Annotated in this window: 12 protein-coding genes; 3 read left to right on the top strand and 9 right to left on the bottom strand. The window is 73.5% G+C overall.

The features are described 5' to 3' along the window. Window positions 1-106: 106 nt before the first annotated feature. A complete protein-coding gene (locus tag ABD979_RS18705; protein WP_345509032.1) occupies window positions 107-5,575 on the bottom strand; it encodes an IPT/TIG domain-containing protein in 5,469 nt (1,822 codons plus the stop codon). Window positions 5,576-5,965: 390 nt separating this feature from the next. Here ABD979_RS18705 and ABD979_RS18700 point away from each other — a divergent pair, with 390 nt between their 5' ends. Then, window positions 5,966-6,634 (top strand): response regulator transcription factor, encoded by a 669-nt coding sequence (locus ABD979_RS18700; RefSeq protein ID WP_345509031.1) that lies wholly within the window; start codon window positions 5,966-5,968, stop codon window positions 6,632-6,634. A 2-nt stretch (window positions 6,635-6,636) separates the two neighbouring features. Continuing rightward, entirely contained in the window at window positions 6,637-7,764 is a 1,128-nt protein-coding gene (locus ABD979_RS18695; RefSeq protein ID WP_345509030.1) for a sensor histidine kinase, read from the top strand. Between the two features lie 64 nt (window positions 7,765-7,828). Here ABD979_RS18695 and ABD979_RS18690 read toward each other — a convergent pair whose 3' ends face one another. The 4 genes from ABD979_RS18690 to ABD979_RS18675 all read right to left on the bottom strand — a co-directional run bounded on the left by ABD979_RS18690 (window position 7,829) and on the right by ABD979_RS18675 (window position 12,063). Further along, window positions 7,829-8,230 (bottom strand): universal stress protein, encoded by a 402-nt coding sequence (locus ABD979_RS18690; protein WP_345509029.1) that lies wholly within the window; start codon window positions 8,228-8,230, stop codon window positions 7,829-7,831. A gap of 73 nt (window positions 8,231-8,303) precedes the next feature. Continuing rightward, window positions 8,304-9,911 (bottom strand): 5-oxoprolinase subunit B/C family protein, encoded by a 1,608-nt coding sequence (locus ABD979_RS18685; protein ID WP_345509028.1) that lies wholly within the window; start codon window positions 9,909-9,911, stop codon window positions 8,304-8,306. A 3-nt stretch (window positions 9,912-9,914) separates the two neighbouring features. Continuing rightward, complete coding sequence (locus ABD979_RS18680; RefSeq protein ID WP_345509027.1) at window positions 9,915-10,673, bottom strand: LamB/YcsF family protein; 759 nt, start codon at window positions 10,671-10,673, stop codon at window positions 9,915-9,917. Between the two features lie 19 nt (window positions 10,674-10,692). Next, window positions 10,693-12,063: a 6-phospho-beta-glucosidase gene (locus ABD979_RS18675; RefSeq protein ID WP_345509026.1), complete on the bottom strand. Its 1,371-nt coding sequence runs from the start codon at window positions 12,061-12,063 to the stop codon at window positions 10,693-10,695. 107 nt (window positions 12,064-12,170) lie between these two features. Between ABD979_RS18675 and ABD979_RS18670 the strand changes: the two genes are divergently transcribed. Beyond that, window positions 12,171-13,304: a carbohydrate kinase family protein gene (locus tag ABD979_RS18670; protein WP_345509025.1), complete on the top strand. Its 1,134-nt coding sequence runs from the start codon at window positions 12,171-12,173 to the stop codon at window positions 13,302-13,304. Window positions 13,305-13,329: 25 nt separating this feature from the next. Here the strand turns inward: ABD979_RS18670 and ABD979_RS18665 are convergent, their stop codons facing one another. From ABD979_RS18665 to ABD979_RS18650, 4 genes are all read right to left on the bottom strand, one after another. Continuing rightward, window positions 13,330-13,725, bottom strand: a complete 396-nt coding sequence (locus ABD979_RS18665) for a hypothetical protein (RefSeq protein WP_345509024.1) — start codon at window positions 13,723-13,725, stop codon at window positions 13,330-13,332. Between the two features lie 8 nt (window positions 13,726-13,733). Beyond that, window positions 13,734-14,582: a COG1361 family protein gene (locus ABD979_RS18660; RefSeq protein ID WP_345509023.1), complete on the bottom strand. Its 849-nt coding sequence runs from the start codon at window positions 14,580-14,582 to the stop codon at window positions 13,734-13,736. Window positions 14,583-14,670: 88 nt separating this feature from the next. Beyond that, window positions 14,671-15,522: a carbohydrate ABC transporter permease gene (locus tag ABD979_RS18655; protein WP_345509022.1), complete on the bottom strand. Its 852-nt coding sequence runs from the start codon at window positions 15,520-15,522 to the stop codon at window positions 14,671-14,673. Beyond that, window positions 15,522-16,340, bottom strand: a complete 819-nt coding sequence (locus ABD979_RS18650) for a carbohydrate ABC transporter permease (RefSeq protein WP_345509021.1) — start codon at window positions 16,338-16,340, stop codon at window positions 15,522-15,524. The genes ABD979_RS18655 and ABD979_RS18650 overlap by 1 nt, the downstream gene beginning before the upstream one ends. Between the last annotated feature and the right edge of the window lie 111 nt (window positions 16,341-16,451).

Below are 16,451 nucleotides of genomic sequence, written 5' to 3'. Positions count from 1 at the left end.
GGTCGGTCCGCCCGCGGTCGGACGGGTGCTGGTGGTGGAGGGGCCCCCGGGGTACCGGGGGGTGTCAACGGGGACGTCGACGCACCCCGGGGGCCTGTCTGGGGGGTCACGGGACGAACTGGTCGGAGCCCGCGTCGTAGCGCCTCGAGGTCCCGACGACCGTGGGCCGGGCCTGGCCGTCGATGTCGCGCGGGGCGGCGTTGACGACCGCGGTCCACGCGACCGGGAACCCGAAGACGGTCTGGGTGCCGAGCGTCACCGAGGTGCTGGCGGCGCCCCGGCCGAAGGCCGGCGAGCCGGAGCCCGTGAGGTGGTAGTCCGCGCGCAGCCGCGGGGGCAGCAGCGCCGTGACGATGGCCGCCTCCCGGAAGGCCGGGAAGGTGCGCGAGGCGAGGACGTTGACGGTGAGCTCGGGCGTCGGGTCGACGAAGCCCGCCGTGTCCGTCACGGTGACGTTCGAGCCGCCGTCGGTGCCGAGGGTGGTCTGCAGCACGCTCGAGACGGGGTGCAGCAGGCCCGGGTCGCCGACGACACCCATGTCCCACGGGTCGACGCTGTTGGCGGAGCCGTCGGGCAGGCTGCCGCCGATGCCGTAGACGTAGCCGCCGACGTACGTGCCGGCCCGGTTGTCGTTGAAGACGTTGTCGAGCAGGACCGGCTTGCTGAACGTCGGCTGCCCGTTCACCTTGACGAGCGCGAAGGCGCTCGCGGAGAGGCCGCTGCTCGTGAGCTTGGCCATGAGCGGGTCGCTGTTCGGCCCGGTGGCGAGGCCCGCGGGTGCGGGCAGGCCGTCGGAGGTGACCGCCGTGGCCGTCGTCAGGTTGCCGGCGACGGTGTTGTCGACGACGGTGACGAACGCGGCGTCGTCGAGGGCGATGCCACCGCCCTCGTGGGCGGAGACGTTGTTCGTGATCGTGTTGTTCGTGATCGCGATCGGCTGCGGGTCGGCCTTGCTGACGTGCGTGCCGCTCACCTGCAGCAGCCGGATGCCGCCGCCGTCGTCGCTCGCCAGGTTGGCGTCGATGACGTTCGCGTCGATGGTCGCCGCGCCGGTGCCGGGGCTCAGCCCGGTCGGCGTGGCCGGCAGCTCGCCGGCGAGCATGACCGCACCACCCTCGTCGTAGGAGCTGTTGAACCAGATGGTGTTGCCGGCGATGGTGCCGCCGTTGCTGCCACCGGGGTTGCTCATGTAGCCAAAGGCCGTGAGGGCGCCGCCGTACTCCGCGGAGAAGTTGCCGCAGATCGCGTTGTGCCGCACGACGTAGCCGTCGCTGCCGGTGAAGAGCCCGATGCCGCCGGCGAGGTTGGTGCCGCCGTTGTTGAGCACCTGGTTGTCGGCGATGACGGGGTCGTAGTTGCGGTTGTCGCCGGTGTAGGGCGTGCCCACCCGGATGCCGCCGCCGTAGCTGCCGCTGTTGCCGACGACGACGTCGTCGGTGATGCGCACGCCACGGTTGTTGGCGTGCAGGTAGATGCCGCCGCCCTGGGTGACGAGCGCGCCGGTGGCGCCGTACGGCGTCTTCACGCCGCCCGTGAGGACGTTGACGTTGCCGGGGAAGTCGGTCTGCGAGCCACCGGTCACCTGGAAGCCGTCGATGACGACCGGGTATGCCGTGTTGTCGAGGCTCGCGTGCATCGGGTCGTCGAGCACGGTGATCGTCGCGGCGTCGGGCACGTCGGCCTCGCCGCTGTAGGTCAGCGTGCCGAGCCGGGTGATCCAGGCCTGCCCCGCGGGCAGGTCGGGGCTGAAGCCGGAGCCGTCGAGGATCGTGCCCGGCACCCAGAGCGGCGACCCGTCGGCCCTGGTCGTGAAGCCGCCGGGGCCGACGCCCTGGAGGGCGACCCGGTGGTGCACGAGGACGTTCTCGTTGTACTCACCCCGCGGGTTGAGCGCGGAGGTGGCTCCCGGCCACACGACGACGAGCCAGTAGCGCCGGGCCGACGTCGGGTTGGCGGCCTCGATCCCCTTCTGGACGGTGTCGTACTGCGTGGCAGGCCGAACCTCGACGACGTTGGGGTTGTCGACGGTCGAGGCGTTGAGGCCCGGGGGGGTGCCGAGGTTCCAGACCGTGATGCCGTTGTACGTCGAGCGCTTCGCGCCGTTCGTGACCGACACCTTGAGGGCGCCGCGGCTGTTCGTCGAGAGCGCGGGCACGGTGAAGGAGATGCTCGTGTCGGACCAGCCCGTCACGGTCACCCCGGTGACCGCGGCCCCGGCGGCGTTCGTCAGGGTCACGGTGCCGGTGCCGCGGGTCGCCCCGAAGCCCTTGCCCGTCACGGTGACGGTGCGCCCGGTGCCGCTCGGCCGCACGTACGGGTGGTCGACGGCGAGCAGCTGCGGGTCGGTCGTGCCGAGGTCGCACCGGGCCGGGTTCGACGCGGTGGTGCCGGGGGCGAGCACGGTGGCCGCCGCCTGGGTGGGCGCCGTGTCGGTCACGGTGTAGAGGCCCGGCCAGCCCTGGAAGTTCGTGCTGATCGTCCGGTAGGCCGGGTTGTAGTCGGCGTTCGGGTCACCCGGCGCACCGGGGTCGTTGCCGGTGAAGCGGTACATGTTCGGGCACGGACCCGCCGGCACCGGGCAGTTGTAAGTGCCCGTCGAGGGCTCGAGCGCCTCGTAGAAGCCGTTGAAGTCGGTGTGCACGGTGTCGACGAGCCGGCCGCTCCAGTCGTAGAGGCCCATCGGCACGTGGGGCAGGCCCTGGGCCTCTCCGAAGTTCGCGCTGCGCTGGTCGAGCGCGAGCCCGAGGTCGTTGATCGTCAGGCCCCAGAAGTGGGTCGGGATCGGCACGGGTGTGAAGAGGTTGAAGTTCGGCGCCACGGTCTGCCCGTTGCGGACGGTGACGAGCTTGGCGTCGCAGAGCGGCCGGTCCTGGCCCTCGAAGGGGCTGCCGCCGCCGTCGAGGAAGGCCGGGTTCGTGACGCGGACGGTGTGGAACGCACCGGCGCAGGAGGAGATGATGCCCGCGCCCTGCGACGGGGGCTGGGTGGGCGGCGTCGGGTCGTTGCCGGTGCCCGGGTCGCCGGCCGCGGCCTCGACCGAGGTCGGCGGGAAGTTCTCCTGCGTGAGGTAGCTGTCGCCGTCGAAGACGTTGACGTCCTCCTCGCGCGTCACCTGGTACATCGGCTTGCCGTCGACCGGGTCGGTCGGCACCTCGACGGCGGCGATGTAGTCACCGGCGGCGAGGTCGCCGAAGCCGTAGTTGCCGTTGACGGTCTGCCCGGCCGCGCCGGGGGTGCTGTCGGACGGGCCGACCTGGACGCCCATCATCGGGGCCTCGACGCAGAGGTTGTTCGCGTCGGCGCCCGACTCGGGCAGGGCGAGCTGGTCGGTCAGCTCGGTGCCGTCCCACTGACGGGCCGTGCAGCCGCGCGGCGCCGCCCACGTCTCGCTCGTGTAGGCGTCCGTGACCTCCGCACCCTTGACGAGGGCGCCGCGCTCCGGGTCGGGGTTGGTGATCCGCTGCGGCACGCTCGGGTTGGTGACGGCGTCGTAGGCCGGGTTGGGCACGGTGAGCGGCACGATCGCCTTGCCCTGCCGGCACGCGTCGTCGCGCTCGTCGGCCGGGGCCGTGCACGCCACGCTGCGGTAGAGGTGCACCGACACGTCCGGGATGCCGGGCTGGTAGTCCTCGCTCACGGCGTCGGCCGGGTCGAGCTCGTTGCGGGTGACGTCGTAGGAGACGGTCGCCGCGATGCCACCGTTCTCCGTGGCGGCATACGGCTCGACGCCCCAGTCGATGCGACCCGACAGGCCGATGATCGGCAGGAAGTCGATGTCGACGAGCGCCCCGAGCGTCGTGGTCGGGCTGTCCTCGTTGTCGGCCTGGTAGGTGATGCCGGTCGTGCGGTAGCGGGTGTTGAAGCCCTCGAGCACGAGCCACTTGCCGAGCGGGTAGCCCTCCTTGATGTCGTAGGCGCCGCTGTCGTTCGTCGTGGTGAGGTTGGTGTACTGGTCCATGAGCGAGTTGTCGCGCTCGCGGACGGTGAGGGTGAAGCCGGGCACCGGGTCCTCGCCGGGGTCGCGGCGGCCGTTGCCGTTGTCGTCGATGAAGACGGTCCCCCGGATGCGGGTGAACCAGCCGACGAGCATCTTGTTGCCGACGTCGATGAGGGCGCCGTCGCTCACCTCGACGTTGAAGCTCCAGAGGATGTAGTCCTGGGCGTCGTCCCAGATCGTCAGCTGGTAGGTGCCGTCGGGCACGTTCTTGATGTCGAACGAGCCGTTCGCGGCGCCCCGGCCGACGTAGACCGCGGCGTCACCGGCGGTGAGGTCCGACAGGGCCACCCACGGCGAGGGGATGGGACCGGCGTACCTCGCACCGGCCCAACCGGTCTCCGGCACGACCTGGCCGTTCTGGCCGCCGATGTAGGGCAGGCCGGCGACGGCGACGCCCTTGACCTCGCCGGTGGCGGCGGAGGCGGCCAGCGCCTTGGTGCGCACGAAGCCGAACTGGGTGGCGGGCACCGGCTCGGCGCCCTTGATGAACTCGGTGTCGAGGCCGGTGTCGCCCTCCTGGATCCAGATGTCGTGGTCGTGGCCGCCCTCGAGGGTCGTCGTCTGCACCCAGCCGGACTGCCCCGCCGGGGGCGAGACGGTGGCGCCGTAGCGGTTCGGGCCGAGGTTCGGGATGGTGATGACGCCCTGCGCGTTGCTCGTGCAGCGGCCGGTGGAGTGGGCGGCGTCCACGAGCGGCTTGCCGTCGGCGTCGAACTGCACCCGTCCCGCCGTGTCGTGCAGGTAGGCGGTGCAGAGCGCGTTGCCGTAGTAGTCGACGCTGACCGGGCCTAGCACGTCGCTGAGGTTGCCGGTGAAGCCGGCCAGGCCCTGCTCGGCGTCGGCCTCGTAGGTGCCGTCGGTCGGCACGTTGTCGTTGAAGACCTGGATCTTGATCGTCGCGAGCGGCAGCGGCAGCGGCTGCATCTCGACGGCGACCGCGGTCTCGCGGCCGGCGACGACGCCGAAGTGCGCCCCGTCGATCTTGAAGTCGGGGGCGGTGACCGAGACGAGGTACTTCCCGGGCGGCAGTCCCTCGAGCTTCGTCGCGGCCGAGAGGTCGGTGGAGTCGCCCTGGGCGACGATCTTCGAGTGGCCCGACGTCGAGCGCACCGACGGCCAGGGGCACGTGTCGGCATACGGCTCGGTGGGCTCGCCCGGGCTCGTGGCCGGCTTGGGGCTGCCGCCGGGGGCCCGCGAGGGCAGGCAGCGGTCGAGCAGCGGGCTGGCCGCGGTGCCCGGGTTGCCGGTGTCGTCCTCGTTGACCATCCAGTGGTAGCCGCTGACCGGCGACCCCTTCTGCACGAGCTGCGGGTCCGGGCCGACACTGCGCGCGCTCGTCACCGTCATCGAGATGCAGCCGGTGCCGCTCGGGGTGCCGGCGGGGCAGTCGGCCACGGTGACGACGGCCGGAGCCGCCGGTGCCGTGACCGCCGCAGGCGACGTGACCGCCGTGGGCGCCGCGCCGCGCTGGGCCGCCTCGGCGGCCGGGCCGCCGAGGGAGGTGAACCCCGAGACGGCCACGGCGACGACGCCGATGACGAGCGGATAGGTACGCCTGCGCAGCTCTCGTGCGTTCACGATGACTCCCACGTGGTCACGGCCAGGCTCCGGCCGAGCCTGTCGTCCTCGCGACGCTCGCAGAGGCGGGAGCGGTCGGGAGCAGGTCGCGACCCCGGCTCAGCGAACTGTCACGGGAGCGAGGGGTCGCGCCTCATCCGGAGGTCAGCCGGCCGAGAGTCTGCTGTCATGAACCTGTCAGGAAGGCGCCGGACCCGTCCCGGTTGGGCACCTTTGCGGAACCGAATTCCCAGCGCATTCGCGGCAACCCTCGCGGTGGCCACGAGGGCGTGCCGATACTGGTCCGGTGGGCGCGGCCACCGGGGCCGCACCGGCTGACGGGGGACCGGATCGGGGACGCGCGTCCAGCCCACGGGCGCGCCGGGGGACCGCAGGGGACGAGGGGGTTCGATGGCAACGGTCATGGTCGTCGACGACGAGGAACGCATCCGCGGCCTGCTCGCGAAGTCGCTGTCGTCCGAGGGGCACTCGGTGGTGACGGCGGCCACGGCGAACGCGGCGATCGACCGGCTCGGCTCGGGGGCGATCGACCTCGTGCTCCTCGACCTCGTCATGCCCGGCGACAGCGGGCTCGCCGTGCTGCGCGACATGTCGCAGCGCCAGGACACGACGCCCGTCATCGTGCTCTCCGGGGTCACCGAGGTCGGGGTGCGCGTGCAGGCCCTCGAGCACGGCGCCGTCGACGTCGTGGCCAAGCCGTTCAGCCTCACCGAGCTGCTCGCCCGGGTGCGGCGCAACGTCGGCGGCGCCCGGCCGGTCACGCAGGAGCGCTTCCTGCAGGCGGGCGGCGTGCGCCTCGACCTCGATCGGCGCCGCGCGACCTTCGGCGGCACCGGGGTGGCCCTCACCGAGCGGGAGTTCACGCTGCTCGCGCACCTCATGCGCCGCAAGGGCCAGGTGTGCCGCCGCGAGGAGCTGCTCCACGACGTGTGGGGCCTCGACTTCGACCCCGGCAGCAACGTCGTCGAGGTGTGCGTCGGGCGCCTCCGCAGCAAGCTCGGCCAGGGCCTGCCCGTCGAGACGGTGCGCCGCGTCGGCTACTGCCTCTACGAGGACTGACGATGCGCAACCGGATGCTGTGGGTCTCGGTCGGCGTGGCCACCGTGTGCTCGGCGGCGATGATCGCCCTGCCCGGCAGCGAGACGGTGCCCTACCACGTGGCGTGGGCGACCTTCGCGCTCTGCTTCGGGCTCGCGCCGTGGAGCCCGGTCGCCACGTGGTGGACGCTCGGCGGCTTCACCGTCGCCACCGGCTCGATCCTCGTGCACCGCGTGCTCGACGGCGTGCTCGAGTGGCAGGAGACGACCGAGGTGCCGCTCATGCTGACGCTCATGCTGCTCATGGTGTGGCACGTGCGTCGCCGGCAGAGCGCGCTCGCGGCCTTCACCGCGCTCGCCGACCGCGAGCGCGAGGCCGCCCGCACGCGCGAGGTGCTGACCCAGCGCACCTCGCACGAGATGCGCTCACCCCTGACGATCGCGCGCGGCTACCTCGAGGCCATCGCCGCCAAGCCGCTCGACGCGGAGGTGGCAGCCGACGTGCGCGTCGTCGAGGAGGAGCTGGCCCGGCTGACCCGCGTCTGCGAGCGCCTCGTGCGCAGCATGCGCGTCACGGCCGACCTCGACATGTCGAGGGTCGACGTCGACGCCCTCGTGCGCAGCACCGCGGAACGCTGGTCGACCGTCGTCGACCGGGACTGGCGCGTCGACGCCTGGGGCGGTTCGCTGTGGGGCTCCCCCGAGCGGCTGCGGGCCTGCCTCGACACGCTCGTGGAGAACGCCGTGCGCTACACGCGCGAGGGCGACACGGTCGAGCTGTTCGTGCGCCTGACCGGCGACGAGACGATCGCCATCGGCGTGGCCGACTCCGGCCCGGGCTTCGCGCCCGAGGTGCTCGCGGCCGGCGCCCCGGGCGGGGCCGGCACGCAGACGGGGTCGGACGGCCTCGGCGCGGGACTCGTGCGCGACGAGCTGTCGCAGACGGGGCTCGGCATCTCGCTCGTGCGCGACGCCGCCGGCCGCCGCGGAGGGCGGGTGCAGCTGGGCACCTCCCGGTGGGGCGGCGCCGAGGTCGCCATGGTCGTGCCCCGGCGGCCGAGCGTGCACGAGCAGCTCGGGTCCGCCGCCGTCGCCGCGTTCCCGCCGCACCCGCGCGACGAGGTCGGCGAGGTCCGCATCACCACCCACTGACGGCAACGCACAACCCACCGGGATCCGATCCCGGTGGGTTGTGCCCTGCACGGTGTGTTGCGGGTCAGGGGCGGGCTTTGACGGCGAGCACGGCGCACGGGGCGTCGAGCAGGATCTGCTGGGCCGTGCTGCCGGTGACGAGCTTGCCGACGGGCGAGCGGCGGCGCACCCCGATGACGACGAGGTCGGCCTCGACCTCGGTGGCGGCCGCGAGGATCTCGTCGGCCGCCGCGCGCCCGCTCGTCGGCTGACGCACGTCGTGGGCCACGTCGGCGTTGGCCAGCTGGAGGTCGATCGTGTCGATGTCCTCCGCCGAGGCGAACGTCGGGTCGGCGTAGTTGCCGTCGCGACCGGTGTTGACCACCGTGAGGTGGGCGCCGTCCTGCCGGGCGAGCTCCACCGCGGCGTCGAGCGCCGCGACTCCTTCTGCGGTCGGGATGTATCCGACGACGATCCTGGCGAACATGTCTCTCCTGTCGCGCTGGCCCCGCGGGTCGTCCCGAATCTACCGCGCCCGCCGCCGCCGGGGCCGCCCCGCGTCAGCGGACGAGACGCAGCCGCACCCGCTGCCCGGGGCGCAGCTGCGCCGCCACGGCCAGCGACGCAGGCGTGACGACCGCGACGACGGGGTAGCCGCCCGTCACCGGGTGGTCGGCGAGGAAGAGCACGGGCTCCCCGCCGGGCGGCACCTGCACCGCCCCGGGCACGAGGCCCTCGCTCGGCAGCTCGCGGTCGGCATACCTGCTCGTCCAGCGGATCGCCTTGCCCTCCAAGCGGATCCCGACCCGATTGCTGCGCGACGAGACGGCGCGGGCCTCGGCCACGAGGTCGTCGAGGTCGCACCACCCCGCCCGCGGGCCGGGCAGGAGGTCGAGCACGACGTCGTCGGCGGCGAGCGCCCGGTGCGGGGCGACGTCGACGTGGGGCAGGGCGTGCGGCGGGGGGCCGACGGGCAGCACGTCGCCCACCGCCGGCACGGGCGGCCCGAGACGCGCGAGGGTGTCGGTCGAGCGCGACCCGAGCACCGGGTCGACGGCGACGCCCCCACGCACCGCGAGCCAGGTGCGCAGGCCCGCGCGGGGTGCGCCGAGGGTCAGCACCTGCCCGTCGGCGAGCGCCACGGGGGCGGCGTGCGGCACCGGCCGGCCGTCGACGGTCGCCGGGCACGGCGCCCCCGTCAGGGCGACGAGCAGGTCGCCCCGCGCGCGCACCGACAGGCCCCCGAGGGTCACCTCGAGCGACGCCGGGTGCGCGTCGCCGGGCGCCGGGTGGTGCCCCAGCAGTCGCAGGCCGAGCAGGTATGCCGCCGGGTCGGCCGCGCCCGACCGCCCGACCCCCGCGTCGGCGAGCCCCGGGCGCCCGAGGTCCTGCACGAGCGTCAGCGGCCCGGTCGCCAGCACCTCGATGCCCCTGCCGGTCGAGCGGGGACGACGGCGCACCGGGTGGGCAGCCGGGTGCGTCGGGGGCGCACCACCGGCAGGCGGGTGCGTCTCCTCGACGAAGCGGACGAGATCGCCCGGGACGAGGAGGGCGGGCGGCTCGCGCCGCTCGTCCCAGACCGCGAGCGTGGTCGTGCCGAGCAGCTGCCAGCCTCCGGGTGAGTCGTGCGGGTAGATGCCCGCGAAGTCGCCGGCGAGGGCGACCGACCCGGCCGGTACGCGGGGGCGCGGCTCGCTGCGGCGCGGCACCCGGAGACGCTCGTCGCCGCCGACGAGGTAGGCGAAGCCGGGCGCGAACCCGCCGAAGCCGACCCGCCACGTCGCGCCGGTGTGGGCGCGCACGACCTCCTCGCGGGTCAGCCCGGTCAGGCGCGCGACGTCGTCGAGGTCGGGGCCGTCGTAGCGCACCGGCACCTCCACGACGCGCGCACCGGGCGACGGCGCGCCCCCGTCGCCCTCATCGCCGTGGTCAGGCACCGTCTCGGCCACCTCGAGGCAGGCCCGGCCCACCTCGTCCGCGCGCCCGGGCGCGCGCAGCACGACGAGCACGGTGCGGGCCCCGACGACGAGGTGGTCGACGAGGGCCCACGGGTCGGCGTCCAGCCCGAGGTGCTCGGCCAGGGCCGTCCGCAGCCGCAGGGCCGCGTCGGTGTCGGCCACCTCGACGAGCACGGCGGCGGCGCCCACCGGCAGCACGCGGGCGCGCACGGGTCAGCCCGCGAAGGAGCGCAGCTCGACGCCGGAGGCCTCGAGCGCGGCCCGCACGGCCTGCGCCATCGCGACGGCCCCGGGGGTGTCGCCGTGGATGCAGACCGACTCGGCCCGCACCTGCACCGTCGAGCCGTCGACGGCCGTGACGACGCCGTCGTGGGCGAGCCGCACGACGCGGGCGGCCACCGCCGCGGCGTCGTGGAGCACGGCGCCCGGCTCGGAGCGCGGCACGAGCTGACCCTCGGGCGTGTAGGCCCGGTCGGCGAAGGCCTCGGGTACCGCACGCAGCCCGGCCGCGGTCGCGCGCTCGAGCACGACGCTGCCCGGCAGGCCGAGCACCGGCAGCGACGGGTCGACCGCGACGATCGCGTCGACGACGGCCTGCGCCTGTGCCTCGTGGTGGACGATCGCGTTGTAGAGCGCGCCGTGGGGCTTGACGTAGGCGACGCGCGTGCCCGACACGAGGGCCATCGCCGAGAGCGCCCCGAGCTGGTAGATGACGTCGGCCGTCAGCTCGTCCGGGTGCATGTCGATGAACCGGCGGCCGAAGCCCGCGAGGTCGCGGTAGCCCACCTGTGCCCCGACGACGACACCGCGCTCGGCGGCATACGTGCACGTCGTGCGCAGGGCGACGGGGTCACCGGCGTGGAAGCCGCACGCGACGTTCGCGCTCGTGACGACGCCGAGCACCGCCGCGTCGTCACCGACGGTCCACGGGCCGAAGGACTCGCCGACGTCGGCGTTGAGGTCGAGGCGCATGCCCCGATCGTGCCACCCCTCAGCGCAGGCCGGCGTAGTGCTCGGGCAGCCGGCGCCCGTATGCCGCCAGCAGCTCGCGCGCGACGCCCACCGAGTCGACGAGCGGGTGCAGGGCGAAGGCCTGGACGGCCAGCGCGGCCGAGCCCTGCGTCACCGCCGCGACGACGAGCTCGTCGACGGCCTTGACCTGCTGCACGAGCCCGAGGGCGTGGCCGGGCAACGGGCTGACGGGCAGCGGCGCCGGCCCGGACGCGTCGACGCGGCACGGCACCTCGACGACGGCGTCGGGGGGCAGGCAGGCGACGGTGTCGCCGTTGCGGACGTTGAGGATGAGCCGCGCCGGCTCGTCGCGCGCGATGGCGGCCATGAGCGCGAGGGCGACCCCCTCGTAGCCACCGCCCTCGACGTCGGCCTCCGCGCGCTCGTGCGTCCCGGCGTCACCGCCGTCGCGTGTCTCCTGCATGTAGGTCGCGTTGCGCTCGCGCCGCACGGCGTCCCACCGCTGCCACGCCGCGCCGGGGTCGGCCGCCACGGCGGCGTAGAAGTCGGCCTGCTGCCCGGCGAGGAACTCGCCGCGGGTCTCGCGGGCACCGCGGATCTGGGCGATGGCCTCGCGCGTGCAGTAGTAGTAGAAGAGGTACTCGTTCGGCAGCGCCCCGAGCGACCGCAGCCAGTCGGTGCCGAAGAGCTGGCCCTCCTCGATGCCGCCGAGGGCCGCGTCGTCGGCGAGCAGGCCCGGCAGCAGGTCGCGGCCGTCGTGGCGCAGCGCGGTGAGCCAGCCGAGGTGGTTGAGGCCGGCGTAGTCGATCTCGAGCTCGTCGAGGGGGTGGCCGAGGGCGCCTGCCGCCCGCGTGGCGAGCCCGAGGGGCGAGTCGCAGATGCCGACGACGCGGTCGCCGAGCACCGTCTGCATGGCCTGCGTCACGAGACCGGCCGGGTTGGTGAAGTTGATGACCCAGGCGTCGGGGGCCAGTCGCTGCACGCGGCGGGCGACGTCGAGGGCGACCGGGACGGTGCGCAGGCCGTAGCCGACGCCGCCGGGACCGGTCGTCTCCTGGCCGAGCAGGCCGAGGTCGAGGGCGATCCGCTCGTCGGCGGTGCGCCCCTCGAGCCCCCCGACGCGCATGGCGGAGAAGACGAAGTCGGCACCCGGCAGCGCGGCGTCTAGGTCGGTGGTCGCGGTGACCGCCGGCGGTGGGAGGTCGGCGGGACGGGTCGCCGCCCCGGCCTCCGCCTGCGCCGCGAGCACCTGCTGCACCACGGCGAGGCGCGCGGGATCGGTGTCGTGCAGCACGACCTCGGTGACCCGGCGCTCGGCCGTGTCACGCAGGAGCGCGCCGAAGACGAGCGGCACGCGGAAGCCACCACCGCCGAGGACCACGAGCTTCATGACGCCACCACCCTCGGACCGTACCGCGCCCACGGTGGCGCACCCGGCATACGGGCTCGGCCGGCAAATGGCGGGAGTCACGCCCGCGGGTGCGAGAGCATGGGGGTGTGCCCGGCAACCTGTCGTTCGACCCGCTCGCGTCGCACCGCACCGACGACGAGCCGGCCCTCGACGTCTTCGTGTGGGGCACCGTCTTCCTCGACATGATCTTCGCGGGCCTGCCGAACGCGCCGCGACCGGGCACCGAGGTGTGGGCCGACGGGCTCGCCTCGTGCCCCGGCGGCATCGCCAACCTCGCGGTCGCGACGCGCCGCCTCGGGCTGAGCACCGGGCTCGCGGCCGCCTTCAGCGACGACGACTACGGCGACTTCTGCTGGCGCACCCTCGAGCAGCAGGAGGGCATCGACCTGCACCGCAGCCGCCGCTTCGCCGACTGGCACAGCCCCGTCACGGTGTCGATGTCGGTCGACCGCGACCGCAGCATGGTCTCGCACGGCCACCCGGCGCCGGTGCCCGCGAGCCAGCTCATCGGCACGCCGCCCCGCTCGCGCGCGGTCATGGTCGACCTCGGCGAGGACGAGGCGTTCGGGGTGCCGGGCGCGACCGGCACCCGCACGTGGGTCGACGAGGCCCGCGCGCAGGGCGCCCTCGTCTTCGCCGACGTCGGCTGGGACCCCGAGGAGAAGTGGTCACCGCACGTGCTCGACCGGCTCGACCGGTGCGACGTGTTCATGCCGAACGCCGTCGAGGCGATGGCCTACACCGGGACCGGCTCGCCGGTCGAGGCCGTCTACGCCCTCGCCGACCGGGTGCCCGTCGCGATCGTCACCGACGGCGCCGACGGCGCGCTCGGCATCGACGCCCGCACCGGCGAGGAGGCCAGGGTGCCCTCGCTGCGCGTCTCGGCCGTCGACCCGACGGGCGCCGGCGACGTCTTCGGCGCGGCGCTGCTCGTCGGCACGCTCGCGGAGTGGCCGCTCGAGCAGCGGATGACCTTCGCCAGCCTCTGCGCCGGGCTCGCCCTGCAGCAGTACGGCGGGTCGCTCGCGGCCCCGGGCTGGGGCGACCTCGCCGACTGGTGGACCGCGCTCGTCTCCGACACGAGCGCCGACGCGTACCACCGCTCGCTGCGGCGCCGCTTCGCCTTCCTCGACGACATCGTGCCCCGCGTGCCCGTCGAGGCGTGCCGGCGCGCGACCGCGACGATCGCCCGCCGGGCCGACGTGCAGCCGGCCGGCTGAGGCGGCCTTCAGCCGGGTCTGGCGATCAGCCCTTGGGGCAGCCACCCTTGCCGACCTCGGCGAGCTGCGTGACGAGCGCCGGCGAGACGACGAGCGAGTCGTGCCACGACTTCCACTCGAGGTGCTCGACGCCCGCGGCCTCGAGCCGCTGGTCGAGGTCCGCGTCGATGTCGGCCTCCTTGGGGAAGCTGACGGTGCCGATGGCGCACTGCCGCTCGAACTCGACCTGCGCGATCTCGCGGGTGCGCGCGTCGGCGGGCACGTCGGCCCGCACCGTGCTCGAGCTGGTCGGTGCCGCGCCGTCGCCGGAGCCGCCCGAGGCGGTGCCGCACGCGCCGAGGCCGCCGGCCGCGAGGAGCACGCCGAGCACGCCGAGCACGACGGAGGTGGACCTGGACGGGGTGGTGGAGGGAAGTCGCACGGGGGTCCTCAGGAGGCGGTGAGCGTCAGGCTCGTGGTGCGGGTCTGCGGCGAGGCCGCGGTGTAGCTGACGGTGACGGGGATCTTGTAGGTGCCCGGCTTGAGGTCGGTCGCGATGAAGCGCACCCCGGCGTAGTCCGAGCTGCCGCCGACGAGCGTCGTGTCGCCGTTGAGCCCGGTCGAGGAGCGGTCGCCGGGGTAGGCGACCTCGAGCCCGGCGGGCAGGTCGCCGAGGCGCACGGTGAAGCGCGCGAGGTCGGTCTGACCACCGGTGAAGGCGATCTTCTGGAAGCCGTTGCTGCCGGCCTTGATGCCGAGCGAGGTCGTCTGCTGCGTGAAGTCGGCCCCGGTCGCGGCCTGCACCGGCACCGTGACGGTGGCCGAAGCCTGGTAGGTCTTGCGGTTGTTGCCCTTGCCGTGCTCGTCGCTGTTGCCGGCGCCGACCGTGTACGTCGAGGTCAGCACGACCTTGAAGCTGCCGGTCTGCGTGTAGGGCACCTTGAGCTTGAAGGCCGTGAAGTCCTTCGTCGAGCCGACGAGGGTGTCGGAGCCGTAGAGCGAGGTGTCCGATCCGCCCCGCGTCGTCGGGTACGTCACCGTGACGCCCGGGGGCGCCGAGACGGTCGTCGACCAGTCGCGCACGGTGTTGTCGCTCGTCCACACGACCGAGAGCCAGCCGGACTGACCCGGCGAGAGCGCCGCGGTCGTCGTCGTCACGGCGCGCACCTCGCTCTTGTCGGAGTCCGCCGGCGCGAACGCGAGTGCGGGACCGGCGGAGAGGACGAGCCCGGCCGCCAGCAGGGCGGCGACACCGGTGGTCGGGACGGCACCGCGGCGGCGGCGCAGGAGAGCGGGCATGGTGGTCCTCGGTGCTGGGGGGATGCGTGGTTCGTCCCCTTTGTCACCATCGTACGGTCCCGTCGCCGCGGCGTCCCGCGATCGGCGCTCAGTCGCCGGCGATGCCGGTGCGCTCGACGCCCTCGACGATCCAGCGCTGGAGGAAGAGGAACATCAGCAGCAGCGGCACGATCGCGACGAGCGCCGCCATGAAGAGCTGGCTCACCTGCACCGACTGCGCGGTGAGGAAGGTCGACAGGGCGATCTGCACCGTCCACGCCTCCTGGTCGCGGCCGATGACGAGGGGCCAGAGGAAGGCGTTCCACGACCCGATGAAGGTGATCGTGCCGATGGCGGCGACGAAGCCCATCGAGTTGGGCACGACGATCCGCCAGAAGGTGCCCCAGTAGCCGAGGCCGTCGATGAAGGCCGCCTCCTCGATCTCCTTGGGGAAGCCGAGGAAGAACTGCCGGAAGAGGAACGTCGCGAGCGCCTGGAAGAGCCCGGGGATGATGAGGCCGCGCAGCGTCGAGATCCAGCCGAGCGACGAGACGAGCACGAAGCTCGGCACGAAGGTCACGGCCGCCGGGATGAGCAGCGTCGCGGTGATCGTGTAGAACACGGCGTTCGACCAGCGGTAGGGGATGCGGGCCAGCCCGTAGCCGGCGAGGCCGGAGATGACCAGCACGCCGACCGTCTGGGTGACGGCGATGAGCCCCGAGTTGAGCAGGCTCCGCGCCATCGGGATGGCCGGGTTGTCGAAGAGCCCGGTGAGGTTGCTCGTCTCCCACACCGGCGGCAGCCAGTGGAAGTCGGGGCTGCCGAGGTCCTGCTCGCGCATGAAGGCGCTGCGCAGCAGGAGGTAGAAGGGGATGAGGAAGAGCAGCGCCGCCACGACGAGGGCGCTGTAGCGGGCCAGCCCGACGAGGCGGGACTGCTTGCGGCTGCGGACGATGGCCATCAGTCGCCCCTGTCACCGAGTCGGAGGAGCCGGCCCTGCACCACGGCGACGACGGCGATGATGAGGGTGAGGATGACGGCGCCGGCCGAGCCGTGCCCGAAGTCCTGCCCCGAGCCGAGCGCCGTGTAGTAGAGGTAGACGAGCGGTGGCCGGGCGTAGGGCGGGTAGGTGCCGAACGTCGAGAGGATGTTGTAGAACTCGTCGAAGGCCTGGAAGGCGTTGATGAGCAGGAGCAGCAGCACCGCCGTCGACGTCGCCCGCAGCTGCGGCAGGGTGATGTGCCGGAAGACCTTCCACCCCTCGGCGCCGTCGATGGCGGCCGCCTCGTAGAGCGTCGGGCTGATCCGCTGGATGCCGGCGAGGAAGAGGATCATGTAGAAGCCGATCTGCAGCCACAGGCGCGCCGTGACGATGACGAGCCAGTACCACGGCGGGTCGGCGAGGCTGAGCCACGGGATCGAGTCGATGCCGAACCAGCCGAGCACCGCGTTGGCGAGCCCGGAGCGGATGCCGCTGAAGATCGACATCTTCCAGATCAGTGCCGCGACGACGTACGAGCAGGCCGTCGGCAGGAAGAAGACCGAGCGGAAGAACGCCTGCATGACCCGGGTGCGCGCGACGAGCAGCGCCGCCGCGAGCGAGAGCGCGAAGGTCGTCGGCACGATGAAGACGGCGAAGGCGAGGAACGTGACGAGGCTGCTGCGGAACGACGGGTCGCGCAGCATGTCGAGGTAGTTGCCGAAGCCGACGAAGTTCGTCGGCGTCACCGTGTTGTACGACTCGAAGAACGACAGGTAGATCGACCAGGCGATCGGCACGTAGACGAAGACGACGAGGCCGATGACGAAGGGCCCGACGAAGACCCAGAACCACAGGTTGCGGTCCTGGCGCCCGCGCAGGCGACGACCGAGCGACGGCCTCGGCGGTGG

Source organism: Terrabacter aeriphilus (genome assembly GCF_039542985.1).
In the GTDB taxonomy this organism is placed as follows: domain Bacteria; phylum Actinomycetota; class Actinomycetes; order Actinomycetales; family Dermatophilaceae; genus Terrabacter; species Terrabacter aeriphilus.
This window is presented reverse-complemented; position numbering and strand designations above follow the sequence as displayed.

Excerpts from the sequence above, each read along its gene's own strand:
- ABD979_RS18700 (WP_345509031.1), top strand. The coding sequence starts at position 5,966 with ATGGCAACGGTCATGGTCGTCGACGACGAGGAACGCATCCGCGGCCTG.
- ABD979_RS18690 (WP_345509029.1), bottom strand. The coding sequence starts at position 8,230 with ATGTTCGCCAGGATCGTCGTCGGATACATCCCGACCGCAGAAGGAGTC.
- ABD979_RS18680 (WP_345509027.1), bottom strand. The coding sequence starts at position 10,673 with ATGCGCCTCGACCTCAACGCCGACGTCGGCGAGTCCTTCGGCCCGTGG.
- ABD979_RS18675 (WP_345509026.1), bottom strand. The coding sequence starts at position 12,063 with ATGAAGCTCGTGGTCCTCGGCGGTGGTGGCTTCCGCGTGCCGCTCGTC.
- ABD979_RS18695 (WP_345509030.1), top strand. The coding sequence starts at position 6,637 with ATGCGCAACCGGATGCTGTGGGTCTCGGTCGGCGTGGCCACCGTGTGC.
- ABD979_RS18655 (WP_345509022.1), bottom strand. The coding sequence starts at position 15,522 with ATGGCCATCGTCCGCAGCCGCAAGCAGTCCCGCCTCGTCGGGCTGGCC.
- ABD979_RS18660 (WP_345509023.1), bottom strand. The coding sequence starts at position 14,582 with ATGCCCGCTCTCCTGCGCCGCCGCCGCGGTGCCGTCCCGACCACCGGT.